29 protein-coding genes are annotated in these 26,031 nt (G+C 64.4%); 18 read left to right on the top strand and 11 right to left on the bottom strand.

From position 1 onward, the window contains the following. Positions 1-4 precede the first annotated feature (4 nt). From DM374_RS13780 to DM374_RS13750, 7 genes are all read left to right on the top strand, one after another. On the top strand, positions 5-595 hold the full coding sequence (locus DM374_RS13780) for a YggT family protein (RefSeq protein ID WP_095156337.1): 591 nt from the start codon (positions 5-7) through the stop codon (positions 593-595). 148 nt (positions 596-743) lie between these two features. Then, positions 744-1,883, top strand: a complete 1,140-nt coding sequence (gene metX, locus DM374_RS13775; RefSeq protein WP_110970331.1) for a homoserine O-succinyltransferase MetX — start codon at positions 744-746, stop codon at positions 1,881-1,883. A 7-nt stretch (positions 1,884-1,890) separates the two neighbouring features. Beyond that, positions 1,891-2,511 (top strand): methionine biosynthesis protein MetW, encoded by a 621-nt coding sequence (gene metW, locus DM374_RS13770; protein ID WP_095156339.1) that lies wholly within the window; start codon positions 1,891-1,893, stop codon positions 2,509-2,511. A 24-nt stretch (positions 2,512-2,535) separates the two neighbouring features. Continuing rightward, positions 2,536-2,970 (top strand): DUF4426 domain-containing protein, encoded by a 435-nt coding sequence (locus DM374_RS13765; RefSeq protein WP_110970330.1) that lies wholly within the window; start codon positions 2,536-2,538, stop codon positions 2,968-2,970. Then, positions 2,967-3,563 carry an RdgB/HAM1 family non-canonical purine NTP pyrophosphatase gene (gene rdgB, locus DM374_RS13760; RefSeq protein ID WP_110970329.1) on the top strand — a complete coding sequence of 199 codons (597 nt, stop codon included), beginning with the start codon at positions 2,967-2,969 and terminating at the stop codon, positions 3,561-3,563. The genes DM374_RS13765 and rdgB overlap by 4 nt, the downstream gene beginning before the upstream one ends. Continuing rightward, positions 3,560-4,774, top strand: a complete 1,215-nt coding sequence (gene hemW, locus DM374_RS13755; RefSeq protein WP_110970328.1) for a radical SAM family heme chaperone HemW — start codon at positions 3,560-3,562, stop codon at positions 4,772-4,774. Before rdgB ends, hemW begins: the two co-directional genes overlap by 4 nt. Before the next feature lie 9 nt (positions 4,775-4,783). Then, the gene (locus DM374_RS13750; protein ID WP_095156343.1) at positions 4,784-5,110 is read left to right on the top strand and encodes a DUF3392 family protein; all 327 of its coding nucleotides are present in this window, start codon (positions 4,784-4,786) and stop codon (positions 5,108-5,110) included. A gap of 101 nt (positions 5,111-5,211) precedes the next feature. Here the strand turns inward: DM374_RS13750 and trmB are convergent, their stop codons facing one another. From trmB to DM374_RS13730, 4 genes are all read right to left on the bottom strand, one after another. Then, a complete protein-coding gene (trmB, locus tag DM374_RS13745; protein ID WP_110970327.1) occupies positions 5,212-5,937 on the bottom strand; it encodes a tRNA (guanosine(46)-N7)-methyltransferase TrmB in 726 nt (241 codons plus the stop codon). A gap of 9 nt (positions 5,938-5,946) precedes the next feature. Further along, complete coding sequence (locus DM374_RS13740) at positions 5,947-6,741, bottom strand: thiazole synthase (RefSeq protein WP_110970326.1); 795 nt, start codon at positions 6,739-6,741, stop codon at positions 5,947-5,949. 48 nt (positions 6,742-6,789) lie between these two features. After that, entirely contained in the window at positions 6,790-6,990 is a 201-nt protein-coding gene (thiS, locus tag DM374_RS13735; RefSeq protein ID WP_095156493.1) for a sulfur carrier protein ThiS, read from the bottom strand. A 102-nt stretch (positions 6,991-7,092) separates the two neighbouring features. After that, positions 7,093-7,464 carry a DUF423 domain-containing protein gene (locus tag DM374_RS13730; RefSeq protein WP_110970325.1) on the bottom strand — a complete coding sequence of 124 codons (372 nt, stop codon included), beginning with the start codon at positions 7,462-7,464 and terminating at the stop codon, positions 7,093-7,095. A 69-nt stretch (positions 7,465-7,533) separates the two neighbouring features. Between DM374_RS13730 and mtgA the strand changes: the two genes are divergently transcribed. After that, the gene (gene mtgA, locus DM374_RS13725) at positions 7,534-8,235 is read left to right on the top strand and encodes a monofunctional biosynthetic peptidoglycan transglycosylase (protein ID WP_110970324.1); all 702 of its coding nucleotides are present in this window, start codon (positions 7,534-7,536) and stop codon (positions 8,233-8,235) included. Positions 8,236-8,305: 70 nt separating this feature from the next. Here the strand turns inward: mtgA and rpoH are convergent, their stop codons facing one another. From rpoH to ftsY, 4 genes are all read right to left on the bottom strand, one after another. Beyond that, positions 8,306-9,160: an RNA polymerase sigma factor RpoH gene (gene rpoH, locus DM374_RS13720; RefSeq protein WP_095156347.1), complete on the bottom strand. Its 855-nt coding sequence runs from the start codon at positions 9,158-9,160 to the stop codon at positions 8,306-8,308. Positions 9,161-9,273: 113 nt separating this feature from the next. Further along, positions 9,274-10,302, bottom strand: coding sequence for a permease-like cell division protein FtsX (ftsX, locus tag DM374_RS13715; protein ID WP_110970323.1), 1,029 nt, complete (start codon positions 10,300-10,302; stop codon positions 9,274-9,276). Then, entirely contained in the window at positions 10,299-10,970 is a 672-nt protein-coding gene (gene ftsE / locus DM374_RS13710; protein WP_095156349.1) for a cell division ATP-binding protein FtsE, read from the bottom strand. The genes ftsX and ftsE overlap by 4 nt, the downstream gene beginning before the upstream one ends. Next, a complete protein-coding gene (gene ftsY / locus DM374_RS13705; RefSeq protein ID WP_110970322.1) occupies positions 10,967-12,451 on the bottom strand; it encodes a signal recognition particle-docking protein FtsY in 1,485 nt (494 codons plus the stop codon). Before ftsY ends, ftsE begins: the two co-directional genes overlap by 4 nt. 234 nt (positions 12,452-12,685) lie before the next feature. Here ftsY and DM374_RS13695 point away from each other — a divergent pair, with 234 nt between their 5' ends. The 4 genes from DM374_RS13695 (at position 12,686) to DM374_RS13680 (ending at position 17,186) form a co-directional block, all read left to right on the top strand. Next, positions 12,686-14,038, top strand: coding sequence for a M16 family metallopeptidase (locus tag DM374_RS13695; RefSeq protein WP_110970321.1), 1,353 nt, complete (start codon positions 12,686-12,688; stop codon positions 14,036-14,038). Next, positions 14,035-15,510 (top strand): M16 family metallopeptidase, encoded by a 1,476-nt coding sequence (locus DM374_RS13690; RefSeq protein WP_110970320.1) that lies wholly within the window; start codon positions 14,035-14,037, stop codon positions 15,508-15,510. The genes DM374_RS13695 and DM374_RS13690 overlap by 4 nt, the downstream gene beginning before the upstream one ends. Beyond that, positions 15,510-16,091, top strand: a complete 582-nt coding sequence (rsmD, locus tag DM374_RS13685; protein WP_110970319.1) for a 16S rRNA (guanine(966)-N(2))-methyltransferase RsmD — start codon at positions 15,510-15,512, stop codon at positions 16,089-16,091. Before DM374_RS13690 ends, rsmD begins: the two co-directional genes overlap by 1 nt. 93 nt (positions 16,092-16,184) lie before the next feature. Further along, a complete protein-coding gene (locus tag DM374_RS13680) occupies positions 16,185-17,186 on the top strand; it encodes a hydrolase (RefSeq protein ID WP_110970404.1) in 1,002 nt (333 codons plus the stop codon). On the opposite strand, the gene DM374_RS13675 is transcribed toward DM374_RS13680, so the two are convergent. Next, entirely contained in the window at positions 17,183-18,037 is an 855-nt protein-coding gene (locus tag DM374_RS13675) for a sulfurtransferase (RefSeq protein ID WP_110970318.1), read from the bottom strand. The genes DM374_RS13680 and DM374_RS13675 overlap by 4 nt on opposite strands. A gap of 29 nt (positions 18,038-18,066) precedes the next feature. Then, on the bottom strand, positions 18,067-18,732 hold the full coding sequence (locus tag DM374_RS13670) for a TetR/AcrR family transcriptional regulator (RefSeq protein WP_110970317.1): 666 nt from the start codon (positions 18,730-18,732) through the stop codon (positions 18,067-18,069). A gap of 152 nt (positions 18,733-18,884) precedes the next feature. On the opposite strand from DM374_RS13670, the gene DM374_RS13665 reads away from it, so the two are divergent. The 6 genes from DM374_RS13665 to ggt all read left to right on the top strand — a co-directional run bounded on the left by DM374_RS13665 (position 18,885) and on the right by ggt (position 25,101). Next, positions 18,885-20,300 (top strand): coniferyl aldehyde dehydrogenase, encoded by a 1,416-nt coding sequence (locus tag DM374_RS13665; RefSeq protein ID WP_110970316.1) that lies wholly within the window; start codon positions 18,885-18,887, stop codon positions 20,298-20,300. A 22-nt stretch (positions 20,301-20,322) separates the two neighbouring features. Continuing rightward, the gene (locus DM374_RS13660) at positions 20,323-20,844 is read left to right on the top strand and encodes a twin-arginine translocation pathway signal protein (protein WP_110970315.1); all 522 of its coding nucleotides are present in this window, start codon (positions 20,323-20,325) and stop codon (positions 20,842-20,844) included. A 17-nt stretch (positions 20,845-20,861) separates the two neighbouring features. Then, positions 20,862-22,460, top strand: coding sequence for a GMC family oxidoreductase (locus tag DM374_RS13655; protein ID WP_110970314.1), 1,599 nt, complete (start codon positions 20,862-20,864; stop codon positions 22,458-22,460). Between the two features lie 113 nt (positions 22,461-22,573). Then, positions 22,574-23,053: a pantetheine-phosphate adenylyltransferase gene (gene coaD, locus DM374_RS13650; protein WP_095156360.1), complete on the top strand. Its 480-nt coding sequence runs from the start codon at positions 22,574-22,576 to the stop codon at positions 23,051-23,053. 111 nt (positions 23,054-23,164) lie between these two features. Continuing rightward, a complete protein-coding gene (locus tag DM374_RS13645; protein WP_095156361.1) occupies positions 23,165-23,416 on the top strand; it encodes a YfhL family 4Fe-4S dicluster ferredoxin in 252 nt (83 codons plus the stop codon). Continuing rightward, positions 23,416-25,101: a gamma-glutamyltransferase gene (ggt, locus tag DM374_RS13640; protein WP_110970313.1), complete on the top strand. Its 1,686-nt coding sequence runs from the start codon at positions 23,416-23,418 to the stop codon at positions 25,099-25,101. Before DM374_RS13645 ends, ggt begins: the two co-directional genes overlap by 1 nt. A gap of 115 nt (positions 25,102-25,216) precedes the next feature. On the opposite strand, the gene mutM is transcribed toward ggt, so the two are convergent. After that, positions 25,217-26,029, bottom strand: a complete 813-nt coding sequence (gene mutM, locus DM374_RS13635) for a bifunctional DNA-formamidopyrimidine glycosylase/DNA-(apurinic or apyrimidinic site) lyase (protein ID WP_110970312.1) — start codon at positions 26,027-26,029, stop codon at positions 25,217-25,219. Positions 26,030-26,031: the final 2 nt, after the last annotated feature.

Here is a 26,031-nt window from a genome sequence, read left to right as displayed (position 1 = left end):
TGAAATGATTGGACTGAGTACCGCTGCAATTTTCATCCTGCAGACCATCGGCAGTCTTTATCTGCTGATCATCATGCTGCGCTTCATCCTGCAACTGGTCCGCGCGAACTTCTACAACCCGCTCAGCCAGTTCGCCGTGCGCGCCACCCAGCCACTGCTCAAACCTATGCGCCGGATCATCCCGAGCCTGTTCGGCCTGGACATGTCTTCGCTGGTGCTGGCGATCATCGTGCAGATGGCGCTGATGGGCGCGATCCTGATGCTGCTCTACGGCACCATCGGCAACCCCTTGCAGTTGCTGATCTGGTCGCTGATCGGGGTCACCGCACTGTTCCTCAACATCTTCTTCTACGCCCTGATCATCAGCGTGATCCTGTCCTGGGTCGCACCCGGCAGCCACAACCCGGGTGCCGAACTGATCAACCAGATCTGCGATCCGTTCCTCGCCCCGTTCCGCCGCATCCTGCCGAACCTGGGCGGCCTGGACATCTCGCCGATCCTCGCGTTCATGGCGCTCAAGCTGCTCGACATGCTGGTCATCAACAACCTCGCGGCCATGACCCTCATGCCCGAAGTGCTGCGTCGGCTGGTCTGATCGCAGCGCCAGCGACACCCGCCAGGCCCGCGCCACGAACACCCGTGGCGCCGGGCGCGGCATCGATTCCCGCAACCCCCGGCACATTGCTTGCCGCCCACTCCGGTGGTCTTTAGACTTACGCCTCATTCAGATGTGAGCAGGGTCGATGTCCACTGTCTTTCCCGAAGATTCGGTCGGTCTGGTAACACCGCAACTGGCGCAGTTCGACGAGCCCCTGGCCCTGGCCTGCGGTCGCTCCCTGGTTTCCTACGAGCTGACCTACGAAACCTACGGCACGCTCAACAGCAGTGCCAGCAACGCCGTGCTGATCTGTCACGCGCTGTCCGGTCATCATCACGCGGCCGGCTACCACAGCGTCGATGATCGCAAGCCCGGCTGGTGGGACAGTTGCATCGGCCCCGGCAAGCCCATCGATACCAACCGTTTCTTCGTGGTCAGCCTGAACAACCTCGGCGGTTGCAACGGCAGTACCGGCCCGAGCAGCACCAACCCGGCGACCGGCAAGCCCTACGGTGCCGATTTCCCGGTGCTGACAGTGGAAGACTGGGTGCACAGCCAGGCCCGGCTGGCCGACCGACTGGGTATCCACCAGTGGGCGGCGGTAGTGGGCGGCAGCCTCGGCGGCATGCAGGCGCTGCAATGGACCATCACCTACCCGGACCGCGTGCGCCACTGCCTGGACATCGCCTCGGCACCCAAGCTCTCGGCCCAGAACATCGCCTTCAACGAAGTGGCACGCCAGGCCATCCTCACCGACCCGGAATTCCACGGCGGCTCGTTCCAGGACCAGGGCGTGATCCCCAAGCGCGGCCTGATGCTGGCCCGCATGGTGGGCCACATCACCTACCTGTCCGATGACTCGATGGGCGAAAAATTCGGCCGCGAGCTGAAGAGCGACAAGCTCAACTACGACTTCCACAGTGTCGAGTTCCAGGTCGAAAGCTACCTGCGCTACCAGGGCGAGGAATTCTCCGGCCGCTTCGACGCCAACACCTACCTGCTGATGACCAAGGCGCTGGACTACTTCGACCCGGCCGCCAGCCACGGCGGCGACCTGGCCGCGACCCTGGCCCATGTCACGGCGGACTACTGCGTGATGTCCTTCACCACCGACTGGCGCTTCTCGCCGGCTCGCTCGCGGGAAATCGTCGACGCCCTGATCGCCGCGCGCAAGAACGTCTGCTACCTGGATATCGACTCGCCTTACGGCCACGACGCCTTCCTGATCCCGACCCCGCGCTACATCCAGGGTTTCTCCAACTACATGAACCGCATCGTCTGCTGAGGAATCCATGAGAGCCGATTTGGAAATCATCCAGGACTGGATCCCCGCCGGCAGCCGCGTGCTCGACCTCGGTTGCGGTAACGGTGAACTGCTGGCATCGCTGCGCGACACCAAGCAGGTCGCCGGCTATGGCCTGGAAATCGACGCCGACAACATCGCCCAGTGCGTGGCCAAGGGCGTCAACGTCATCGAACAGGACCTCGACAAGGGCCTGGGCAACTTCGCCAGCAACAGCTTCGACGTGGTGGTCATGACCCAGGCCCTGCAGGCCGTGGAGTACCCGGACCGGATCCTCGACGAAATGCTGCGGGTGGGCCGCCAATGCATCATCACCTTCCCCAACTTCGGCCACTGGCGCTGCCGCTGGTACCTCGCGACCAAGGGTCGCATGCCGGTCTCGGACTTCATGCCGTATACCTGGTACAACACGCCGAACATCCATTTCTGCACCTTCGAAGACTTCGAGGCGCTGTGCAGTGAACGCCGTGCGCAGGTCCTCAACCGCCTGGCGGTGGACAATCGTCACCGCAACGGATGGGGCGGTCGGCTTTGGCCTAATCTTTTAGGGGAAATCGGCATTTATCGTGTAAGCAGCCCCGGCCTGCAGGAGCATAAGGTCGCGGTATAACCCGCCCCACCAGAGGATACGATCATGCGTCGCTTAGCCATGTTTCTGTTCAGCCTGTGCCTGGCCCTGCCAGTGCTGGCTGCCGATGCCGCAAAACCGGAGCGCAAGGAAGTCTTCGGCGATGTCACCGTGCATTACAGCGTCTTCAACTCCACCTTCCTGCAGCCCGCCACGGCGCAGGCCAGTGGACTGGTACGCAGCAAGAACCAGGGCGTGCTCAATATTGCCGTGCTCAAGGCGGGCAAGCCGGGCCCCGCGAGCGTCAGCGGCACCGTCAGTGACCTGACCAGCCGCAAGAGCAACCTGAGCTTCAAACAGGTCAGCGATCAGGGCGCCGTCTATTATCTGGCCCAGTTCCCGGTGGACCAGCCAGAAACCCTGACCTTCTCGATCACGGTCGGCTCGGGTGACGCCAACAACACCTTCAGCTTCAACCAGGAAGTCTTCCCAGGCGAATGATGAACATCAAGCAACTCGTATTGGCCAGCCACAACGCCGGCAAACTCAAGGAACTGCAGGCCATGCTCGGTGACACCGTGCAACTGCGCTCCATCGGTGAATTCAGCAGCGTCGAGCCGGAAGAAACCGGCCTGTCGTTCGTCGAGAACGCCATCCTCAAGGCCCGCAACGCCGCGCGCATCTCCGGCCTGCCAGCGTTGGCCGACGATTCGGGCCTGGCGGTGGACTTCCTCGGTGGTGCACCGGGTATCTATTCGGCGCGTTATGCCGACGGCAAGGGCGACGCGGCGAACAACGCCAAGCTGCTCGACGCGCTGAAAGACGTACCGGAAGCCGAGCGTGGCGCGCAGTTCGTTTGCGTGCTGGCCCTGGTCCGCCATGCCGACGATCCGCTGCCGATCCTCTGCGAAGGCCTGTGGCACGGCCGCATCCTGACCGCCGCCAGCGGCGAGCACGGTTTCGGCTACGACCCGCTGTTCTGGGTGCCTGAGCGCAACTGCTCCAGCGCCGAACTGGCCCCTGTCGAGAAAAACCAACTGAGTCACCGCGCCCGCGCCATGAGCCTGCTGCGTCAACGTCTGGGCCTGGCATGACCGAAAAAACGCCGGCACAGCCACTGCATCTGGGCGAGGCTGGCTTCACGTCCCAAACACCAAGGGCGGCCTTGCCGCATCTGCCGCCTTTGGCGCTGTACATCCATATTCCGTGGTGCGTGCGCAAATGCCCGTATTGCGACTTCAACTCCCACGCCGCCACCCCCGAGCTGCCTGAAGAGGCCTACGTCGACGCGCTGCTGGCCGACCTCGACCAGGAATTGCCTGCGGTGTATGGCCGGCCGATCAGCTCGATCTTCTTCGGCGGCGGCACGCCCAGCCTGTTCAGCGCCAAGGCGCTGGGTCGCTTGTTGGTCGGAGTGGAACAACGCATTCCGTTTGCCAGCGATATCGAGATCACCCTCGAAGCCAATCCGGGGACCTTCGAACAAGAGAAGTTCAAGGCTTACCGGCAGTTGGGCATCAACCGGTTGTCCATCGGCATCCAGAGCTTCCAGCAGGCGAAACTCGAAGCCCTCGGCCGCATCCACAACGGCGACGAAGCGATCCGCGCCGCCGCCATGGCGCGCAATGCAGGCTTCGACAACTTCAACCTGGACCTGATGCACGGGCTGCCGGACCAGTCGCTGGACGATGCCCTCGGCGACCTGCAACAAGCCATCGACCTTGGCCCGACGCACCTGTCCTGGTACCAGTTGACCCTGGAGCCGAACACCGTGTTCTGGAACCAGCCACCGGTGCTGCCGGAAGACGACATCCTCTGGGATATCCAGGAAGCCGGTCAGGCCCTGCTCGCACAAAACGGCTTCCACCAATACGAAGTTTCCGCTTACGCCCAGTCCGGGCGAGCGGCGCGGCACAACCTGAACTACTGGAGCTTTGGCGACTTCATCGGTATCGGCGCGGGGGCGCACGGCAAGCTCAGTCATCCGGATGGCCGCATTCTGCGCACCTGGAAAACCCGCCTGCCCAAGGACTACCTGAACCCGGCCAAGGCCTTCAAGGCCGGCGAAAAGCTGCTGCCGGTGGATGAGCTGCCCTTCGAATTCCTGATGAACGCCCTGCGTCTGACCGACGGCGTCGACGCTGCGCTGTTCAGTCAGCGAACCGGGCTGCCACTGGAACAACTCACTGCGGCGCGCCGGGAAGCAGAACAAAAAGGCCTTTTACAAGTCGAACCGACGCGACTGGTCGCCACCGCGCGCGGCCAGTTGTTCCTCAACGACCTGTTGCAGTACTTCTTGACCTAAGGAAAGCGCATGGACCTGGTACTCGACCTGCTCTCGACCATCTCCCGCTGGAGCCGTAGCAACCTTTCGGAAATCTCGCTGGCGCTGGTCGGCTGCCTGCTGGTGCTGTTCGGCACCGATATCAAAAGCTGGGTCGAAGGACGCCTCGGCGGCCTGGCCGGGGCTTTGCGGGTGCCGTTCATGGCCCTGCTGGTGCTGATCGGCAGCGGCGCTGCGCTGATCTATGCCACCCCATGGGTGGTGAAGGGACTGGGCCAGTTCAACAACTATGCGCTGGCGCCGGTGTTGCTGGTGGTGCTGGTGTTGATCGGCGTGGTGGCTGATCGGCGGGGGTGAATTTTTGAGTTCCTCATCGCCGGCAAGCCGACTCCCACAGGATCGGCATACACCGCACCTGTGGGAGCTGGCTTGTCGGGGCGCCGAACCGCAGCGATGCATCAATCAGCCAGCTTCTCGTACTTCAGATCCCAAACCCCATGCCCCAGCCGCTCGCCGCGGCGTTCGAACTTGGTGATCGGGCGCTCTTCAGGACGCGGCACATAAGTGCCGTCCGCCGCCTGGTTGCGATAACCCGGGGCGACGTTCATCACTTCCAGCATGTATTCGGCATACGGTTCCCAGTCGGTCGCCATGTGGAATACACCGCCTACCTTCAGCTTGCGACGCACCAGCTCGGCGAACTCCGGCTGGACGATGCGGCGCTTGTGGTGACGGCTCTTGTGCCACGGATCCGGGAAGAACAGCATCAGGCGATCGAGGCTGCCATCGGCGACGCACTTGTTCAGCACTTCGATGGCATCGCAGTCGTACACCCGCAGGTTTTTCAGGTCCTGGGTGATCACGCCGTTGAGCAGTGCGCCGACACCCGGACGGTGCACTTCAACACCGATGAAGTCCTGGTCCGGCGCGGCGGCGGCCATCTCCAGCAGGGAGTGACCCATGCCGAAACCGATTTCCAGGGTACGTGGTGCCGAACGGCCGAACACCTGGTCGTAGTCGACCGGGCTGTCAGCCAGTTGCAGGATGTACAGCGGGCCGCCCTGGTCCAGGCCGCGTTGCTGGCCTTCGGTCATGCGGCCGGCGCGCATCACGAAACTCTTGATACGGCGGTGTTGGCGCTCTTCGCCTTCGGCGGCGATCGGCGATTCTTGCGATTCAGTCATCAGAGGCTCTTACTTGATCAGGCCATCCAGCGGCGACGAGGCGCTGGCATAGAGTTTTTTCGGCATGCGGCCGGCCAGGTAGGCGAGGCGGCCGGCGACGATGGCGTGTTTCATGGCTTCGGCCATCATGATCGGCTGCTGCGCGTGGGCGATCGCCGAGTTCATCAGCACGGCCTCGCACCCCAGTTCCATAGCGATGGTGGCGTCGGAAGCGGTACCGACACCGGCATCCACCAGCACGGGCACCTTGGCTTCTTCGAGGATGATCTGCAGGTTGTACGGGTTGCAGATCCCCAGACCGGTGCCGATCAGTCCGGCCAGCGGCATGACGGCGATGCAGCCGATTTCGGCCAGTTGGCGGGCGATGATCGGGTCATCGCTGGTGTAGACCATCACGTCGAAACCGTCCTTGACCAGCACTTCGGCGGCCTTGAGGGTTTCGATCACGTTGGGGAACAGGGTCTTCTGGTCAGCCAGGACTTCCAGCTTGACCAGGTTGTGGCCGTCGAGCAGTTCGCGAGCCAGGCGACAGGTGCGCACGGCTTCGACCGCGTCGTAGCAACCGGCGGTGTTCGGCAGGATGGTGTAGCGGTCTGGCGGCAGTACGTCGAGCAGGTTCGGCTCGCCCGGGTTCTGGCCGATGTTGGTCCGGCGCACGGCGACGGTGACGATCTCGGCGCCCGAGGCCTCGATGGCCAGGCGGGTTTCTTCCATGTCACGGTACTTGCCGGTGCCAACCAGCAGGCGCGACTGGAAGGTACGACCGGCCAGGGTGAAGGGCTTGTCGCTACGAACGTTGCTCATCGGTAATCCTCTTGAAGGTTGAGGGACTTGCAGGTGAAGCGCGGGGGCCTAGCCGCCGCCGATGGCGTGGACAACTTCCACCTGGTCGCCTTCGCTCAACGCGGTGCTGTCGTGCTGGCTGCGCGGCACGATGTCCAGGTTCAGTTCGACCGCCACCCGACGCCCAACCAGGTCAAGCCGGCTCAGCAGGGCCGCGACGCTCTCGCCGTCGGGCAATTCGAAGGGTTCACCGTTCAGTTGAATGCGCATGCGCACGGCCGCCATTATTTTTAGGGGCCCGCATTCTAGCGCCGATCCGCGCCCGAACCCAAGGCCGGGTGACACCATTCGTCACGATTTTCGACCCGCGAGTCAGTTCATCCGCCAGGCCGCCAGACCCAGGCACAACCAGCCGGCGAGGAAGGCCGTTCCACCGAATGGCGTGATGATGCCGAGCTTGCCGATACCGCTCAGGGTCAGCAGGTACAGACTGCCAGAGAACAGCAGGATGCCGAGACAGAACAGACCGCCGGCCCAGTTCACCAGCCGTCCCGGCAGGTGCACGCTGAGCACCGCGACGCCGATCAGCGCCAGCGCGTGAACCAGTTGATAAGTGACGCCGGTGTGGAAGATCGCCAGGTATTCAGAGGTCAGGCGGCCCTTGAGTCCGTGGGCGGCAAAGGCACCTAGGGCCACACCGGTAAAGCCGAAGAACGCCGCAAGCATCAGGAAGCTACGAAGCATGGAACAACTCCTTGGGGTGCACAGGGCCTGTATAATGGCCCGCTCATCCGCCGCGGCCAAGTCATCACCATGCTGTCATCCGTATTTCGACGCCTTGCTCGTGCCCTGCTCTGGTTCGCCGGTGGCAGCGTATTGCTGGTGCTGATCTTCCGCTGGGTACCGCCGCCAGGCACGGCGTTGATGGTCGAGCGCAAGATCGAGTCCTGGTTCGACGGCCAGCCCATCGATTTGCAGCGCGACTGGGAACCCTGGGAGCGGATCTCCGATGAGCTGAAAGTGGCGGTCATCGCCGGCGAGGACCAGAAATTCGCCAGCCATTGGGGCTTCGACTTCTCGGCTATCCAGGCGGCGCTGGCACATAACGAGCGCGGCGGCAGTGTTCGCGGTGCCAGCACCCTCAGCCAGCAGGTGGCCAAGAACCAGTTTCTCTGGTCCGGCCGAAGCTGGGTGCGCAAGGGGCTGGAAGCCTGGTTCACCGCGCTGATCGAATTGCTCTGGTCGAAGGAGCGGATTCTTGAGGTGTATCTCAACAGTGCGGAGTGGGATGACGGCGTGTTTGGTGCACAAGCCGCAGCACGCCATCACTTTGGCGTCGATGCCAGTCGGTTGTCGCGCCAGCAGGCCAGCCTGCTCGCCGCTGTACTGCCCAACCCGCGCAACTGGAGTGCCAGCCGGCCAAGCAGCTATGTAGCACGGCGGGCCGGGTGGATTCGGCAGCAGATGGGGCAGTTGGGTGGGGACAGCTATCTGGAGCAGTTGCAGGGGCGCTGATTTAGGCCCTACAGCGAATAAAAAAGCCCGACCTTTCGAGTCGGGCTTTCTGTTTCTGAAACCTGGAAGATCAGGCAGCGATCAGGGCTTTCACCTTGTTCATCGCGTTCTTTTCCAGTTGGCGGATACGCTCCGCCGAAACACTGTATTTGGCCGCCAGGTCATGCAGCGTGGCCTTTTCCTCGGCCAGCCAGCGCTGATAGAGGATGTCGCGGCTACGGTCGTCCAGACCCTGCAACGCTTCGTGCAGGTTGTTCGAGGAGCTGTCGCTCCAGTCGGCATCTTCGAGTTGGCGAGCCGGGTCGTAGCGGTGGTCTTCCAGATAGTTGGCTGGCGACTGGAAGGCGCTGTCGTCATCGGCTTCGGCAGCCGGGTCGAAGGCCATGTCCTGGCCGGTCAGGCGACTTTCCATCTCGCGGACTTCCCGCGGCTCCACACCCAGGCTTTCGGCAACGCGATGCACTTCGTCGTTGTTCAACCAGGCCAGACGTTTCTTCTGGCTGCGCAGGTTGAAGAACAGCTTGCGCTGAGCCTTGGTGGTCGCAACCTTGACGATCCGCCAGTTGCGCAGGATGAACTCGTGGATCTCGGCCTTGATCCAGTGCACCGCGAAGGACACCAGACGCACGCCCATTTCCGGGTTGAAGCGTTTGACTGCTTTCATCAGGCCGACGTTGCCTTCCTGGATCAGGTCGGCCTGGGCCAGCCCGTAGCCGGAATAGCTGCGGGCGATATGTACAACGAAGCGCAGGTGCGCGAGCACCATTTGCCGAGCAGACTCAAGATTTTGCTCATAGTAGAGACTCTCGGCCAGTTCACGCTCCTGCTCGGCAGTCAGCAGTGGAATGCTGTTCACCGTATGTACGTAGGCCTCCAGGTTCGCACCCGGGACCAAGGCGTAGGCAGGCTGCAACGAAGTGGTCATACGAAAAAACCTCCGACTCACTAAACTCGTGCCCATGGGCACTGCCAACATTGACCGGGAACCGCTAAACAAGTTCCCTGAAAACCAAAAGAGTCAATACCAGCAAAAAGACACTATCGTGGTGCCAGCTCACTCAGATGCCGAGCCACCGCGATCCATGCACCGATATACCCTAACAGTACCGCACCAAGCAAGAGCGACAGACCATCGGCAGACGGCACGCCGGCCAGGGCGAAATCACTGCCATACAGCCCTGACAGGTCGACCACCGCGTCATTCAGCCAGTTCAGCCCGAATGCCAGCACGCCCCAGGACAGAATCCCCGCGCCCAGCCCGTACAACGCCCCCATATAAAGGAAGGGGCGACGCACATAGCTGTCGGTACCGCCGACCAGCTTGATGACTTCGATTTCCGTCCGGCGGTTCTCGATATGCAGCCGGATGGTGTTGCCGATCACCAGCAGCAGCGCGGAAACCAGCAATACGGTAAGGCCAAAGACGAAGCGGTCACCCAATTTGAGGATCGCCGCCAGCCGTTCGACCCAGACCAGATCGAGCTGCGCCAGCTCAACCCGCGGTAGCTCCGACAAACGCTGACGCAAAGCTTCGAGGGTCGCTTTATCGACTTCCGCCGGGGTCACCACCACCACGCCGGGCAGCGGATTCTCCGGCAGCTCACGCAGCGCTTCGCCGAGCCCGGACTGCTGCTGGAACTCGTTGAGCGCCTGTTCGCGGCTAACGTACTCGGCATCGGCCACGCCGGGCAGGGTCTTGATCTGCTCGCGCAGCGCCTCGCCGTCACGGGCGCTGGCGTCCAGCTTCAGGTACAGGGAAATCTGCGCGGCGCGCTGCCAGGAGCCGCCAAGCCGTTCGATATTGCTCAGGATCAGCGACAGGCCCATCGGCAGGCTGAGTGCCACCGCCATCACCAGGCAAGTGAAGAAGCTGCCGATCGGCTGCTTGCCCAGGCGGCGCAGGCTGTCCACCAGGCTGGCGCGATGGCTTTCCAGCCAGGCCTGCAGCAGGGTGCGGAAATCCGGGCCGTCGTCATCATCATGGCCCCTCTTCTTTTTATCCGATTGCGGGTCAGCCGGTTTCGGCGCTACGCGTTCGGATACTTTTGGACTGCGTGTCGCACTCATTGCCCGGCCTCCCCATCGCCGATCAGGCGACCGCGCTGCAGCGTCAGCATGCGATGGCGCATACGCGCGATCAGTGCCAGGTCGTGGCTGGCGATCAGCACGCTGGTGCCCAGGCGGTTGATATCTTCGAAAACACCCATGATCTCCGCAGCAAGGCGCGGGTCGAGGTTACCGGTGGGTTCGTCCGCCAGCAGCAGTGCCGGGCGGTGAACGATGGCGCGGGCGATGCCGACGCGCTGTTGCTGGCCGGTGGACAGGTCTCCGGGGAACAGCGCGGACTTGTCGGAAAGCGCCACCCGCTCCAATGCCGAATCGACCCGCTTGGCGATCTCGACCTTGGACAGGCCGAGGATCTGCAACGGCAGGGCGACGTTATTGAAGACGGTACGGTCGAACAGCAACTGATGATTCTGGAACACCACGCCGATCTGGCGGCGCAGGAACGGGATCTGCGCATTGGTGATCTGGCCCAGATCCTGGCCGGCCAGCAGCAATTTGCCGCTGGTCGGACGCTCCATGGCCAGCAGCAGGCGCAACAACGTGCTCTTGCCGGCACCGGAGTGACCGGTCACGAACAGAAATTCGCCCCGCCGTACCCGAAAACTCAACTCATGCAGGCCAACGTGACCATTCGGATAACGCTTGGCGACCTGTTCGAATCGAATCATGGATGCTCCCGCTCGGCAAACAGTGCTTTAACGAAGGATTCTGCTTCGAACGCGCGCAGATCGTCGATGCCTTCACCTACGCCAATATAGCGAATGGGCAGACTGAACTGCTTGGCCAAGGCGAAAATCACCCCGCCCTTGGCGGTGCCGTCCAGCTTGGTCAGGGCCAGGCCAGTCAGTTCAACGCTCTGGTTGAAGTGCTTGGCCTGGTTGATGGCGTTCTGGCCAGTGCCGGCGTCGAGCACCAGCAACACTTCATGTGGCGCATCGGCGTCGAGCTTGCCGATCACCCGGCGAACCTTCTTCAGCTCTTCCATCAGGTTGTCTTTGGTGTGCAGGCGGCCGGCGGTGTCGGCGATCAGCACATCGACACCACGGGCCTTGGCGGCCTGCACGGCATCGAAGATTACCGAGGCCGAGTCGGCGCCGGTGTGCTGGGCGATGACCGGGATGTTGTTGCGCTCACCCCAGACCTGCAACTGCTCCACCGCCGCAGCGCGGAAGGTGTCACCGGCGGCCAGCATGACTTTCTTGCCTTCGAGCTGGAGCTTCTTGGCCAGCTTGCCGATGGTGGTGGTCTTGCCGGCGCCGTTGACGCCAACCACCAGGATGACGAACGGTTTGTTCTGCGACTGAATCCGCAGCGGTTGCTCCACTGGCTTGAGCAGCCCTGCGAGCTCGTCCTGCAGCGATTTGTACAGCGCGTCGGCGTCCGCCAGTTGCTTGCGGGCGACTTTCTGGGTCAGGTTCTGCACGATCAGCGACGTGGCCTCGACACCGACGTCAGCGGTCAGCAGACGGGTTTCGATTTCATCGAGCAGGTCGTCATCGATGGCTTTCTTGCCGAGGAACAGGCTGGCCATGCCCTCGCCGATGCTGGCGCTGGTCTTCGACAGGCCTTGTTTGAGGCGGGAGAAGAAGCCGGTCTTGGCTTCTTCTACAGGCGCGGGAGCTGGCGCAGGCTCGACAACCGCTTCGACCACCGGAGCCGGGGCTTGAACGGGAGCAGGAGCGGGAGCCGCAGCGACAACCACCGGAGCAGGCTCGACGATCGGCGCAACTGGCTCGGGAGCAGGCGCGACCTGAACAGGCTCGGGTTGCGGGATTGGCGCGGGCTGCGGCTCGGGCTCGGGCTCGACATGCACAACGTCAAGCGGCCGCTCGGGAATGACCGGTGGCTGGTGAGGTTCGAGGTCAGGCACCAGCGCGACCGGCTCTTCCGGCACCGGCAGCACCAGGCTGGACGGCGCGGCGAGCGGCGCTTCAGGTGCAACCGGAGCCAGCACTTCAGGGGCGATGGCCGGCGCCGCACTGACCTGAGGCTCCGGCACAACGGCAGGAGCGGGCTCGGGAGCGATCGGGGCGGGGCTTTCAGGCTGTTCGACAACAGGTTGCTGGGGCTTCTTGCGCAGCCAGCCGAACAGGCCTTTCTTTTCGCCGGGCGCAGCCGGCGTTTTCTTGTCGTCGTTGGAACCAAACATGGAAGACGGCTATCTCAGGGTGGCGATGCGCCTGCTTGGCGCGTCAGAATTCTTTTAACGCAGAAGAGACTCTTTTAAATCCGGCTCGTTCGTGCGCGTCGTCTATTTTGTCGGGGGGCCTTTGCGGCGACATCCTCGACAGGCATGGTCGCCAGGCAACCGGATCAGTATCCTAGCACCTCCTAGCCCGCCGACGCTAAGGCCATGCGGGCAGCCCAACAGGTTGAACTACGAATGAATGCTCTAGCCCGCCGTGCCGCTGGCCTGCTGCTCAGCACGATTTGCCTGCCCCTGGCGGCCTTCGCCGCCGACCCGCAACCCACCCACGAATTCATCCTCGACAACGGCCTGAAAGTCGTAGTGCGCGAAGACCATCGCGCCCCGGTGGTGGTTTCGCAGGTCTGGTACAAGGTCGGCTCCAGCTACGAGACACCGGGCCAGACCGGCCTGTCCCACGCTCTTGAGCACATGATGTTCAAGGGCAGCGAGAAGGTTGGCCCCGGCGAGGGCTCGCGCATCCTGCGCGACCTCGGCGCCGAGGAAAACGCCTTCACCAGCGACGATTACACCGCTTATTACCAGGTCCTGGCCCGTGACCGCCTGAACGTCGCCCTGGAACTGGAAGCCGACCGCATGGCCAGCCTGCGCCTGCCGGCCGACGAGTTCAGCCGCGAAATCGAGGTCATCAAGGAAGAGCGTCGCCTGCGCACCGACGACAACCCCGGCTCCAAGGCATTCGAGCTGTTCAAGGCAATGGCCTACCCGGCCAGCGGCTACCACACGCCGACCATCGGCTGGATGGCCGACCTGCAACGCATGAAGGTCGAAGAACTGCGTCACTGGTACGAATCCTGGTACGCACCGAACAACGCCACCCTGGTGGTAGTCGGCGACATCACCGTCGATGAAGTGCGCAAACTCGCCGACCGCTGGTTCGCCGGCATCCCGAAACGTCCCCTGCCGCCGACCAAGCTGCCGCTGGAACTGGCCGAACCCGGCCAGCGCCAGTTGACCGTGCATGTGCGCACGCAACTGCCGAGCCTGATCTACGGCTTCAATGTGCCAGGCCTGGCCACCGCGAAGAATCCCCGTGAAGTGCACGCCCTGCGCCTGATTTCGGCCCTGCTCGACGGCGGCTACAGCGCCCGCATGGCCAGCCGCCTGGAGCGCGGTCAGGAACTGGTGGCCGGCGCATCGACCCGCTACGACCCGTTCACCCGTGGTGACAGCCTGTTCGTGCTCTCGGCAACGCCGAACACGCAGAAGAAAAAGACCCTCGCTCAGGTCGAAACCGGCATCTGGCAGTTGCTCGACGAACTGAAGACCACACCGCCAAGCGCCGAAGAGCTGGAGCGCGTGCGCGCCCAGGTGATCGCCGGCCTGGTCTACGACCGCGACTCCATCAGCAGCCAGGCCACCACCATCGGCCAACTGGAGACGGTAGGCCTGTCCTGGAAACTGATCGACAACGAGCTGGACGAGTTGAAAAGCGTGACCCCCGCGGACATCCAGAACGCCGCGCGCACCTACTTCACCCGCGAGCGCCTGAGCATCGCCCATGTACTGCCCGAGGAGCGCGCCCAATGAGCCAGCAGACCCTGCCCCGCTTCAACCTCAAGGGCCTCGGCATTCTCGCGCTGGCCGTAGCCCTCGCCGCGCCCGCCTACGCCGACAGCACCCCGGCCTCCGCAGCCAAGCCGACCAACACCCTGCAATCGCTGGCCGAGCTGGATGGCAAGGCACCAAGCCACCGCGCCCTTAACATCCAGACCTGGAACACCGCCGAAGGCGCCCGGGTGCTGTTTGTCGAAGCCCACGAATTGCCGATGTTCGACCTGCGCCTGACCTTCGCCGCCGGCAGCAGCCATGACGGCGCCACGCCCGGCATCGCCTCGTTGACCAACGCCATGCTCAATGAGGGTGTGGCCGGCAAGGACGTCAGCGCCATCGCCCAAGGCTTCGAAGGCCTGGGCGCCGACTTCGGCAACGGCGCCTACCGCGACATGGCGGTAGCCTCGCTGCGCAGCCTGAGCGCTGCCGACAAGCGCGAGCCGGCGTTGAAGCTGTTCGCCGAAGTGGTGGGCAAGCCGACCTTCCCGAAAGACGCCCTGGCCCGGATCAAGAACCAGATCCTCGCCGGCTTCGAGTACCAGAAGCAGAACCCCGGCAAGCTCGCCAGCCAGGAACTGTTCGCGCGCCTGTACGGCCAGCACCCTTATGGCCACCCGAGCGACGGCACCGCCAAGACCATTCCGCCGATCACCCTGGAGCAGCTGCGCGCCTTCCACGCCAAGGCCTACACCGCCAGCAACACGGTGATCGCCCTGGTCGGTGACCTCAGCCGCGCCGACGCCGAGGCCATTGCTTCGCAAGTGTCCGCCGCGCTGCCGAAAGGCCCGGCGCTGGCCAAGGTCGAAGCGCCCGCCCAGCCCAAGGCTGGCGCGACGCACATCGACTTCCCGTCCAAGCAGACGCACCTGCTGCTGGCGCAGTTGGGCATCGACCGCAACGACCCTGACTACGCCGCCCTCTCGCTGGGTAACCAGATCCTCGGCGGCGGCTCGTTCGGCACCCGTCTGATGAGCGAAGTGCGCGAGAAACGCGGGCTGACCTACGGCGTCTACTCCACCTTCGTGCCGATGCAGGCGCAAGGGCCGTTCATGATCAACCTGCAGACCCGCGCGGAACTCAGCGAAGGCACCCTCAAGCTGGTGCAGGACCTCCTCAGCGACTACCTGAAGACCGGCCCGACCCAACAGGAACTGGACGACGCCAAGCGTGAACTGGCTGGCAGCTTCCCGCTGTCCAACGCCAGCAACGCGAGCATCGTCGGCCAACTGGGTGCCATCGGCTTCTATAATCTGCCGCTGACCTACCTCGAAGACTACATGCGCCAGTCTCAGGAACTGACCGTGGAACAGGTTCGCGACGCGCTGAACCGCCACCTGTCGGCTGACAAACTGGTAATCGTCACCGCCGGCCCCAAGGTGCCGCAGCAGCCGCTGCCACCACCCCTCGATAAACCCGCCGAGCAGCCGCTCGGCGTACCGGAGCATTAATGGCCAGTCCATCCAAGCCGCAAACGGGCCCAGGCCAGTTGCGCATCATCGCCGGCGAATGGCGCAGCCGTCGCCTGAGCTTCCCCAGTGCCCCCGGTCTGCGCCCGACACCGGACCGGGTGCGGGAAACCGTGTTCAACTGGCTTGCCGCACACATCGAAGGCGCCAAGGTGCTGGATGCCTTCACCGGCAGCGGCGCCTTGTACCTGGAAGCCCTGTCCCGCGGGGCCGGCGACTCCGTGGCGCTGGACAGCAACTCCGCGGCCATCGCCAGCCTGCGGCAGAACCTCGAACTACTGCGCTGCCCACGTGGCCAGGTGTTCCAGAGCGATGCCCAGCGCTACCTGCAGGGTGAGCCGAAACTGGCCTTCGACGTGGTGTTCCTCGACCCGCCGTTCCACCAGGACCTGCTGCCAAGCACCTGCGCCCTGCTCGAAGAGCGCGGCTGGCTGGCCGATCGCGCCTGGATCTATACCGAGAGCGAGACGTCGCCTTCGTCGCTGAACCTGCCAGGCAACTGGCGCCTGCACCGCGAGAAAAAAGCTGGTCAGGTGTACTACGCACTGTGGGAACGCGGCTGACCGTCATTTGTCCGTCATCTCGCGCGGCAGGCGCCCGAGCCAGCACTTACACTGGTAATCAGGCCTGCCGCGTGTTCCCCGAGTGAAACAATGATGTCCACGTCCCCCGTCCTGCCCTTCAGCCCCGCGACAGGACTTCGCAACCCTCACCTGCAAACCCTCTGGGGTCCACTGTGGCGCAAGTCGACAGCACTGGAGCACCAGCGAGAACGCGTGTGGCTGAGCGACGGCGATTTCCTCGATCTGGACTGGAGCGGCCCCCACGACAACACCGCGCCCCTGGTGCTGGTGCTGCACGGACTCACCGGCTCGTCCTCCTCACATTACGTGCTTGGCCTGCAGCACGTGCTGAACGCCCGCGGCTGGGCCAGCGTGGCGGTGAACTGGCGCGGTTGCTCAGGCGAGCCGAACCTGCTGCCGCGCAGCTACCACTCCGGCGCCAGCGAAGACCTGGCCGAAGTGATCGCGCACCTGCGGGCCCAGCGGCCGTCGGCGCCGCTGTACGCGGTCGGTTATTCATTGGGCGGGAATGTGCTGCTCAAGTACCTGGGCGAGACTGGATCGGCAAGCCAGTTGCAGGCTGCCGTGGCGGTGTCGGTACCGTTTCGCCTGGACCAGTGCGCCGACCGCATCGGCCTGGGCTTCTCGCGGGTCTACCAGGCGCATTTCATTCGCGAAATGATCACCTACCTGAAGAACAAGGAGCGACACTTCCAGCACCATGGTCAGCACGAAAGCCTGGAAACTCTGGCGCGGCTCGGGCCGCTGACCAACCTGCGCACCTTCTGGGACTTCGACGGACGCGTCACCGCCCCGCTCAACGGATTCGATGACGCCAACGACTATTACAAGCGCTCGTCCAGCCGCTACTACCTCGGCGAAAACCGCACACCGACGCTGATCATCCAGTCCCGCGACGACCCGTTCGTGTTCAGCCACAGCCTTCCCGAAGCCTGTGAGCTGGCTACTAGCACCCACCTTGAGCTGCACGCTCATGGCGGTCATGTCGGCTTTATCGATGGCAGTCTGCGCCAGCCGGGGTACTACCTGGAACGGCGTATCCCCGAGTGGCTGGCGCAGCAGGCGGGGCGTTAATCGCCGGTCGCGATTTGATGCTGCGGATTATTGATCCACTCGCTCCACGACCCCGCGTACAGCGGCGCCAGCGGATAGCCGGCCAGGCTCAGCGCAAACAGGTTGTGGCAGGCAGTAACCCCGGAACCGCAGTAGGCCACCAGTGACTCCGGCTTGCGCGCGCCGATCAGTTTGGCGAAGCGTGCCTTGAGCTGGTCGGCGGGCAGGAAACGGCCATCGGCACCCAGGTTGTCGGTAAACGCCGCGCATTGCGCGCCGGGGATGTGCCCAGCCACCGGGTCGATCGGCTCCACTTCCCCGCGAAAACGCGGCAGGGCGCGGGCGTCGAGCAAGGTCAGCGCCGGGTCGCCCAGGCGCTCGCGCAGTTGCTCGGCACTGATCAGCAACGCCGAATCCGGCTCGCCGCTGAACGTGCCTTCGCGCTTGTCCGCCAGATCCAGGCTCAGCGGCAGGCCCGCCGCGTGCCAGGCCTTGAGGCCGCCATCGAGCAGGTACACACCGCTGCGCTTGCCCAGCCAGGCGAGCAACCACCAGGCCCGCGCGGCGAATGCGCCAGGGCCATCGTCATAGAGCACCACATCGCTGTCGTTATCGATTCCCCATTGCTGCAGGCGCTCGATCAACCGCTCCGGTTGCGGCAGCGGATGGCGTCCGGTCACACCCTTGACCACTGGCGCGCTCAGGTCGCGCTCCAGATCGGCGAAATGCGCCCCGGCAATATGCCCCTCGGCATAGCTGCGCTGGCCGTAATCCGGATCTTCCAGGGCAAAACGACAATCGAGAATCACCAGCTTCGGCTCGCCGAGGCGTTCCGCCAGTTGCCGGGGTGCAATCAGTTGCGCGTGAGGCATGACAGTCTCCATATCGATTGAACGGGGCGTTACTGCTCCAGCGCCTGCTGCAGCGGTACGTAGAATTCTTCGCAGAGCGCGTCCACCGCCGGGCGCGCCGTGGCGGTGACGAAACCGAGCTCCAGCACCAGCACCTGATAAACGCCGCGCTTGATGGCTTCTTCACTCAAATGCGCGGCGTTTTCCCGGGTGGTGCAGAGAAAGCGGACCCAGGACGTGAGGATGATCCAGGCGTTGAGGGTCAGCGACTCGATCTGCACCGTGTTCATCGCCAGGATGCCTGCCTCGACAAAGCCGGTGTAAATGGCCTGGCCCTGCAACAGGCAACGCTGGGAAAAGCGCCGGTAGCGGGCAGCCAGTTCCTTGTCGCTGTCGAGCAGGTGTTCGAGATCGCGGTGCAGGAAGCGGTAGTTCCACATCGCCGCGAGGATCGCCTTCAAGTAGAAGCGCTTGTCCTCGACCGTGGCCAGGCGGCCTTTGGGCGGGTGCAGGAAACTTTCCACCTGTTCTTCATACTGACTGAACAACTCGGCAATGATTTCCTGCTTGTTGGCGAAGTGGTAGTAGAGGTTGCCGGGCGAGATTTCCATATGCGCGGCGATGTGGTTGGTACTGACGCTGCGCTCGCCCTGCTGGTTGAACAGCTCCAGGCTGTTTTGCACGATGCGCTCGCGGGTCTTGATACGCGGGGCCATGACGCCAGCTCCAAAAGCGTGAGCTTGAAATGTTTGGTTAATCTTACGGCCTCAATGGTGTGCGTGCATCCGCTGAATGTGGGGAATTCATCGCTGGCAGGGCCGCACAAAAAGGCCAACTAGAGTATATGCTCTAGCCGAAACAATTAGTCATGGAGGTCCCGATGTCCCAGCTGGACTGGCTCGACGCCCTGTTCGAACAACAGCGCGCCGCCTTCAACCGCCTACCCATGCCGCCCCTGGCCCAGCGCCGGCAATGGCTCAAGGCCCTGCGCCAGGCGCTGATCGAGCGACAGGACGAGTTGGTCACCGCCATTGACCAGGACTTCAACGGGCGCAGCGCCGACGAAACCCGGCTGGCTGAACTCATGCCCAGCGTGTTGGGCCTGGCCCATGCGGAAAAACACCTCGGCCACTGGATGAAGTCCCGCCGCCGCAGCGTCGGCCTGGCCTTCCAGCCTGCCAGTGCGCGCGTGCACTACCAACCGCTGGGCGTGGTCGGGGTGATCGTGCCGTGGAACTACCCGCTGTTTCTCGCCATTGGCCCGCTCACCGGCGCCCTGGCTGCGGGCAATCGGGTGATGCTCAAGCTCAGCGAAACCACGCCGGCCACCGGCTTGGTACTCAAGAACCTGCTGGAATCGGTGTTCCCCACGGACATGGTCAGCGTGGTGCTGGGCGAAGCCGACGTCGGCGAGGCGTTCTCCCGCCTGCCGTTCGACCACCTGCTGTTCACCGGCGCCACCAGCATCGGTCGCCACGTGATGCGCGCCGCCGCCGACAACCTCACCCCGGTGACTCTGGAACTGGGCGGCAAATCGCCGGCCATCGTCTCCTCCCGCGTGCCGCTGGCCGACGCCGCCGAGCGCATCGCCTTCGGCAAGACCCTCAACGCCGGGCAGACCTGCGTCGCGCCGGACTACGTGCTGGTACCGGAAGAGCGGATCGCCGGCTTTATCGACGCCTACCGCGAGGCGGTAAAACGCTTTTACCCACAGGTGCAGGGCAACCCGGACTACACGGCGATCATCAGCGATCGCCACCTGGCCCGGCTCAACGGCTACCTTGATGACGCCCGCTTGCAAGGCGCCACGGTGACCAACCTGTACCCGGACGAACCGCTGCAGGGTCGCCGCCTGCCACCCTATCTGCTGCAAGACACCCACGCGCAGATGCAGGTGATGCAGGACGAAATTTTCGGCCCGTTGCTGCCCATCGTGCCTTACCGGCATATCGACGAAGCCATTGCCTACATCAATCAGCGACCGCGTCCGCTGGCGCTTTACTACTTCGGCTACGAGCGCGGCGAACAGAACCTGGTGCTGGAAAACACCCATTCCGGCGGTGCCTGCCTCAACGACACCCTGCTGCACGTGGCCCAGGATGACCTGCCGTTCGGCGGCGTCGGCCCTTCCGGCATGGGCCACTACCACGGCTACGAAGGCTTCCAGACCTTCAGCCAGGCCAAGGGCGTGCTGGCCAAGCAACGCCTGAACCTGGCGCGGTTGATCTACCCGCCTTATGGCAAACGTCTGCAACAACTGGTGTACCGTTTCTTCATCCGCTGATCGCTGCACAGGCCCGACAATAATGACAACATGCCTGCCCCACGCCGCCGCGCTCAACCGTCGCGGCCTGCTCAAGTTCAGCTTCGGCGCCACGCTATTCCTCGGCGGTGCCAGCCTGCTCGGTTGCACCGCCGAAACGCCCGCCAGCGGCTTAGGCGTGCTGCGCACGGCTGATCTGCCACTGCTACGCGCCATCACGCCGGTGATCCTCGCGGGCGCCGCGCCCGCCAGCGCTACGGAAGCGGTGCTCGCCCGTCTCGACGACACGCTGGCCAGCCTCTCGCCGGAAATGCTCGCGCTGACCCGACAACTGCTCGACGTGCTCGCACTGCCGCTGACCCGCGGCCCGCTCACTGGCATCTGGGGCGCCTGGGACCAGGCCAGCCCCGCAGATATCCGCGCCTTTCTGCTGCGCTGGCAGGACAGCGCGCTGAACCTGCTGCGCCAGGGTTACTGCTCGCTGCTGCAACTGCTGCTGATGGCCTGGTACAGCCTGCCCGACGCCTGGGGCACCTGCGGTTATCCCGGCCCGCCGAAATTCTGACCGACAAGAGCCCGCCCATGCCCGTACCCGACCTGTTCCGCGACGGCCTCGCCCGTGGCTGGAAAACCCGTGACGGCTCCGCCCTGAGCCAGGACCTGCCCCTGGAAACCGACATCGCCATCATCGGCAGCGGGGCGGGCGGCGCCACCAGCGCGGAACACCTCAGCGCGGCTGGTTATCGGGTACTGCTGATCGAAGAAGGCCCGCTGCAGACCAGCAGCGACTTCAAAATGCTCGAGCACGAGGCCTACGCCCGCCTCTACCAGGAAGGCATCGGGCGCATGAGCAAGGACGGCGCCATCACTATCCTGCAAGGCCGCGCTGTGGGCGGCACCACGCTGATCAACTGGACGTCCAGCTTCCGCACCCCGGAACCGACCTTGCAGCACTGGGCCCGTGAACACGGCGTCAGTGGCCTCGGCGTGGACGACCTGGCGCCCTGGTTCGAGCGCATGGAGCAGCGCCTGAACATCGCCCCCTGGCAGGTGCCGCCCAACGCCAACAACGATGTGCTGCGCCGTGGCTGCGCGGCCCTCGGGCTGGACTGGAAGGTGATTCCGCGCAATGTGCGCGGCTGCGGCAACCTCGGCTATTGCGGCATGGGCTGCCCGCTCAACGCCAAGCAATCGATGCTGGTCACCAGCATTCCGGCAACCTTGGAAAAAGGCGGCGAGCTGCTCTACCTCGCTCGCGCCGAGCGTTTCGAACACGACGGCCAGCGCATCCGCGAACTGCACTGCGTGGCCATGGACCCGCGCTGCGTCGCGCCCACGGGCCGGCGCATCCGGGTACGGGCGCGGCACTACCTGCTGGCTGGCGGCGGCATCAACAGCCCGGCCCTGCTGCTGCGCTCGGACGCCCCGGACCCGCATCAGCGTCTCGGCAAGCGAACCTTCCTGCACTTGGTCAACTTCAGCGCGGCACGCTTCGCCGAACCGGTGAACCCGTTCTACGGTGCGCCGCAGTCGATCTACAGCGACCATTTCCAGTGGCGCGGCGGTGTCACCGGCGCCATGGGCTACAAGCTGGAAGTGCCGCCGCTGCACCCGGCCCTGGCCGCCACGCTGCTCGGCGGCTTTGGCGAGGACAACGCCCTGCGCATGGCCGACCTGCCCCACACCCACGTGATGCTGGCCCTGCTGCGCGACGGTTTTCACCCGGACAGCGTTGGCGGCAGCGTGCAGTTGCGCGGCGACGGCACGCCGGTGCTCGATTACCCGGTGTCGGCCTACGCCTGGGACGGCGTGCGCCGGGCATTTCACAGCATGGCGCAGATTCAGTTCGCCGCCGGGGCCGAAAGCGTCCTGCCGCTGCATAGCCATGCCCGTCCGGCAAAAAACCTGGCTGAGGCCCGCTCGATGATCGACGACCTGTCGCTGGAACTGTTCCTCACCCGCCTCGGCAGCGCCCACGTGATGGGCGGCTGCGCCATGGGCGAAGACCCGCGCCAGAGCGTCTGCGACAGCCTTGGCCGGCATCATCAACTGGAAAACCTGTCGATCCACGACGGCTCGCTGTTCCCCACCAGCATCGGCGCCAACCCGCAATTGTCGGTCTACGCCATCAGCGCCCGGCTCAGCGAGCAGCTCGCCAAACGCCTGAAAATGCCTGCATGACAACAGCGGGCCGCGCTGTCTATAGTCCGTTGGGCCGGTGATGGCGACTTGGCCCGACCGTATCGGCTGCGCTACCATCCGAGTCCCTAACGCCCTCCTGCCAGGACGACGCGATGAACCGAGTGTTGTACCCGGGTACTTTCGACCCGATTACCAAGGGCCATGGCGATCTGGTCGAACGCGCCTCACGCCTGTTCGATCATGTGATCATCGCGGTTGCCGCCAGCCCCAAGAAAAACCCGCTGTTCCCGCTGGAACAGCGCGTGGAACTGGCGCGTGAGGTCACCCGGCACCTGCCCAACGTCGAAGTCCTTGGCTTCTCCACGTTGCTGGCGCACTTCGCCAAGGAGCAAGGCGCCAATGTCTTCCTGCGCGGCCTGCGTGCGGTGTCGGACTTCGAGTACGAGTTCCAGCTGGCCAACATGAACCGGCAACTGGCGCCCGACGTCGAAAGCCTGTTCCTCACCCCATCGGAGCGGTATTCGTTCATCTCCTCGACGCTGGTGCGCGAGATCGCGGCCCTGGGCGGCGATATCACCAAGTTCGTCCACCCGGTAGTGGCCGACGCCCTCACCGAGCGATTCAAGAAGTAATCTCAACTCCGGCCTGAAACCCGCGCCCGCGTGCACTGCGGGCGCTAATACGGCACAATTGCGCCCATTGGTTTTCAATTGCCAGTGCGCAAGAGCCTGGCCGGAGTCCCCATGTCCCTGATCATCACCGACGATTGCATCAACTGCGACGTCTGCGAACCCGAGTGCCCGAACGCCGCCATCTCCCAGGGCGAAGAGATCTACGTGATCGACCCGAACCTGTGCACCCAGTGCGTCGGCCACTATGACGAACCGCAATGCCAGCAAGTCTGCCCGGTCGACTGCATCCCGCTGGATGAAGCCCACCCGGAAACCGAAGACGAGCTGATGACCAAATACCGCCGTATTACCGGCAAGGCCTGATGCGGGGCGTCGCCCCTCTCCGATCGTTGTTCCTCGGCGCCAGCCTGGCGCTGTACAGCGTTGCGGCCCTGGCCGACGGACCTGGGCGCGCGGCGATCGCCACGCCCCATCCTGAAGCCACCGCTGCGGCGCGGGAAATTCTCAGCCAGGGCGGCAACGCCTTCGACGCGGCGATTGCCGTGAGCGCCGCGCTGGCCGTGGTCGAGCCGTATGGCTCTGGCCTCGGTGGAGGCGGCTTCTTCCTGCTGCGCCAGTCCGGCACGCCCATCGGCTACCGCTTTATCGACGCCCGTGAAAAGGCGCCGGGTAACGCCACGGCGGACATGTACCTGAAAGACGGCAAGGTCGAACCCGGCCTGTCGATCAACGGTCCGCTGGCGGCGGCCATCCCCGGCCTGCCCGCTGCGCTGGACGAACTGGCCGCGCGCTACGGCAAACTTCCGCTGCGCAGCAGCCTGGCGCCGGCCATTCGCCTCGCCAACCAGGGGTTCGCCGTCGACCGCATCTACCGCGACCGCGCCACCCTGCGCCTCAACGCATTGCGCGACGACGCCGAAAGCGCCCGACTGTTTCTCGACCGCAATGAAGTGCCGGCCCTCGGCCAAGCGATCCGCCAGCCGGAACTGGCCGCAACCCTGCAACGCTTGGCCGATCAGGGCCGCGACGGTTTCTACCGGGGTCGGGTGGCGCAAACGCTGGTGCGGGAAGTCAACGCCGCCGGCGGCATCTGGAGCCTGGACGACCTCGCCAGCTACCGCACCGCCGAGCGCGAGCCGCTGCGCTATCGCCTTGCCGACCAGCGCGAACTGATCAGCGCCCCGCCGCCGTCCGCCGGCGGCGTGGCCATCGCCCAGAGCCTGGCGATGCTCCAGCGCCTGCCATGGCACAGCGCCGACAAGGTGCAGCGCGCCCACTATGTGCTGGAAGTCTTGCGCCGGGCCTACCGCGACCGAGGCCTGCTCGGCGACCCGGACCATGTGGATAACCCCGTGCCACGCCTGCTGTCGCGCTCGCACCTGATCGAGCTGGCCGACAGCATCGACGTGCACGACGCCACACCGAGCAGCCGCCTGCCGCCGTCGCCCGCCTGGCGCGAAGGCGACCACACCACCCACTTCGCGGTGATCGACGCCGACGGCAATGCCGTGGCGGCGACCTTGTCCGTCAACCTGCCTTTCGGCGCAGCCTTCACCGCGCCCGGCACTGGCGTGGTGCTGAACAACGAAATGGACGACTTCGCCGCCGACCCGCACGGCAGCAACAGCTACGGCCTGAGCGGTAGCCAGGCCAACGCCGTGGCGGCTGGCAAGCGACCGCTGTCGAGCATGAGCCCGAGCTTCATCGAGAGCCCTGGAGAGTTCGCCGCCTTCGGTACGCCGGGCGGCAGCCGGATTCCGAGCATGGTGCTGCTGTCGATGCTGGAGTACCTGAACGGTCGGCCGGTGGACACTTGGCCGGCGGTGCCGCGCTATCACCACCAGTATTTGCCGGATGTGGTGGAGCATGAGCCGGGCGCATTCAGCGAGACGGAGCAGCAGGCGCTGCGGGCACGCGGTTATGAGCTGAAGGATCTGGGACGCAGCTACGGCAATCAGCAGGTGCTGTTCTGGGACAAGCGGAATGGAAAGCTGGAGGCGGCGAGTGATCCGCGTGGGGTGGGCAGTTCAGAGGTGGTGAAGCCCTGAGATTCTTGCTGGATTGGCGGGACTCATCGCTGGCAAGCCAGCTCCCACATGGACCGGCTCAAACCCCTGTGGGAGCTGGCTTGCCAGCGATGAGTCCCGTCAATCCAGCAACGACCTACTTCTGACACCGCGGACAAAACACACTGGCCCGCTGCCCCAGCTTCACTTCCCGCAACACCGTGCCACACACCTTGCACGGCTCCTCACCCCGCCCATAGACGAACAGCTCCTGCTGGAAGTACCCCGGCTGGCCATCCCCGCCGATGAAGTCCCGCAAGGTGGTGCCGCCTCGCTCGATCGCCGCCGCGAGGATGCGCTTGATCTCGATCGCCAGCCGCAGGTAACGCGCCCGGGAAATCCCGCCCGCCTCGCGGCGCGGATCGATACCCGCCGCGAACAGCGCTTCGGTCGCGTAGATGTTGCCAACCCCCACCACCACGGCGTTATCCATGATGAACGGCTTCACCGCCATCGACCGCCCGCGAGACAGCTGGAACAGCCGTTCGCCATCGAACAGGTCAGTCAGCGGCTCCGGACCAAGCCGGATCAGCAGTTCGTGCTCCAGCGGCGCCTGGCTCCAGAGCATCGCGCCGAAGCGCCGCGGATCGGTGTAGCGCAGCGCCAGGCCGGACTCCAGCTCGATATCCACATGCTCGTGCTTTTCCGCCGGCAAACCAATTTCCACCAACCGCAAGTTGCCGGACATACCCAGGTGGCTGATCAGCGTCCCCACCTCGGCATTCAATAACAGGTATTTGGCGCGTCGCTCCACCGAGACGAAACGCTGCCCGGACAACCGCACGTCGAGGTCTTCGGGGATCGGCCAGCGCAGGCGCCGCTCACGCACGATCACCCGGCTGACACGCTGGCCTTCGAGGTAAGGGGCGATGCCCCGGCGAGTGGTTTCGACTTCAGGTAGTTCCGGCATGG

The organism is Pseudomonas huaxiensis (assembly GCF_003231275.1).
Classification (GTDB): domain Bacteria; phylum Pseudomonadota; class Gammaproteobacteria; order Pseudomonadales; family Pseudomonadaceae; genus Aquipseudomonas; species Aquipseudomonas huaxiensis.
The sequence above is the reverse complement of the archived record's forward strand: the minus strand, read 5'-3'. Positions and strand labels throughout refer to the sequence as shown.

Bases quoted from the DNA above. Each gene is read 5' to 3' on its own strand.
- DM374_RS13780 (WP_095156337.1), top strand. From the start codon at position 5: ATGATTGGACTGAGTACCGCTGCAATTTTCATCCTGCAGACCATCGGC.
- metX (WP_110970331.1), top strand. From the start codon at position 744: ATGTCCACTGTCTTTCCCGAAGATTCGGTCGGTCTGGTAACACCGCAA.
- metW (WP_095156339.1), top strand. From the start codon at position 1,891: ATGAGAGCCGATTTGGAAATCATCCAGGACTGGATCCCCGCCGGCAGC.
- DM374_RS13765 (WP_110970330.1), top strand. From the start codon at position 2,536: ATGCGTCGCTTAGCCATGTTTCTGTTCAGCCTGTGCCTGGCCCTGCCA.
- rdgB (WP_110970329.1), top strand. From the start codon at position 2,967: ATGATGAACATCAAGCAACTCGTATTGGCCAGCCACAACGCCGGCAAA.
- hemW (WP_110970328.1), top strand. From the start codon at position 3,560: ATGACCGAAAAAACGCCGGCACAGCCACTGCATCTGGGCGAGGCTGGC.
- DM374_RS13750 (WP_095156343.1), top strand. From the start codon at position 4,784: ATGGACCTGGTACTCGACCTGCTCTCGACCATCTCCCGCTGGAGCCGT.
- trmB (WP_110970327.1), bottom strand. From the start codon at position 5,937: ATGACTGAATCGCAAGAATCGCCGATCGCCGCCGAAGGCGAAGAGCGC.
- DM374_RS13740 (WP_110970326.1), bottom strand. From the start codon at position 6,741: ATGAGCAACGTTCGTAGCGACAAGCCCTTCACCCTGGCCGGTCGTACC.
- thiS (WP_095156493.1), bottom strand. From the start codon at position 6,990: ATGCGCATTCAACTGAACGGTGAACCCTTCGAATTGCCCGACGGCGAG.
- DM374_RS13730 (WP_110970325.1), bottom strand. From the start codon at position 7,464: ATGCTTCGTAGCTTCCTGATGCTTGCGGCGTTCTTCGGCTTTACCGGT.
- mtgA (WP_110970324.1), top strand. From the start codon at position 7,534: ATGCTGTCATCCGTATTTCGACGCCTTGCTCGTGCCCTGCTCTGGTTC.
- rpoH (WP_095156347.1), bottom strand. From the start codon at position 9,160: ATGACCACTTCGTTGCAGCCTGCCTACGCCTTGGTCCCGGGTGCGAAC.
- ftsX (WP_110970323.1), bottom strand. From the start codon at position 10,302: ATGAGTGCGACACGCAGTCCAAAAGTATCCGAACGCGTAGCGCCGAAA.
- ftsE (WP_095156349.1), bottom strand. From the start codon at position 10,970: ATGATTCGATTCGAACAGGTCGCCAAGCGTTATCCGAATGGTCACGTT.
- ftsY (WP_110970322.1), bottom strand. From the start codon at position 12,451: ATGTTTGGTTCCAACGACGACAAGAAAACGCCGGCTGCGCCCGGCGAA.
- DM374_RS13695 (WP_110970321.1), top strand. From the start codon at position 12,686: ATGAATGCTCTAGCCCGCCGTGCCGCTGGCCTGCTGCTCAGCACGATT.
- DM374_RS13690 (WP_110970320.1), top strand. From the start codon at position 14,035: ATGAGCCAGCAGACCCTGCCCCGCTTCAACCTCAAGGGCCTCGGCATT.
- rsmD (WP_110970319.1), top strand. From the start codon at position 15,510: ATGGCCAGTCCATCCAAGCCGCAAACGGGCCCAGGCCAGTTGCGCATC.
- DM374_RS13680 (WP_110970404.1), top strand. From the start codon at position 16,185: ATGTCCACGTCCCCCGTCCTGCCCTTCAGCCCCGCGACAGGACTTCGC.
- DM374_RS13675 (WP_110970318.1), bottom strand. From the start codon at position 18,037: ATGCCTCACGCGCAACTGATTGCACCCCGGCAACTGGCGGAACGCCTC.
- DM374_RS13670 (WP_110970317.1), bottom strand. From the start codon at position 18,732: ATGGCCCCGCGTATCAAGACCCGCGAGCGCATCGTGCAAAACAGCCTG.
- DM374_RS13665 (WP_110970316.1), top strand. From the start codon at position 18,885: ATGGAGGTCCCGATGTCCCAGCTGGACTGGCTCGACGCCCTGTTCGAA.
- DM374_RS13660 (WP_110970315.1), top strand. From the start codon at position 20,323: ATGACAACATGCCTGCCCCACGCCGCCGCGCTCAACCGTCGCGGCCTG.
- DM374_RS13655 (WP_110970314.1), top strand. From the start codon at position 20,862: ATGCCCGTACCCGACCTGTTCCGCGACGGCCTCGCCCGTGGCTGGAAA.
- coaD (WP_095156360.1), top strand. From the start codon at position 22,574: ATGAACCGAGTGTTGTACCCGGGTACTTTCGACCCGATTACCAAGGGC.
- DM374_RS13645 (WP_095156361.1), top strand. From the start codon at position 23,165: ATGTCCCTGATCATCACCGACGATTGCATCAACTGCGACGTCTGCGAA.
- ggt (WP_110970313.1), top strand. From the start codon at position 23,416: ATGCGGGGCGTCGCCCCTCTCCGATCGTTGTTCCTCGGCGCCAGCCTG.
- mutM (WP_110970312.1), bottom strand. From the start codon at position 26,029: ATGCCGGAACTACCTGAAGTCGAAACCACTCGCCGGGGCATCGCCCCT.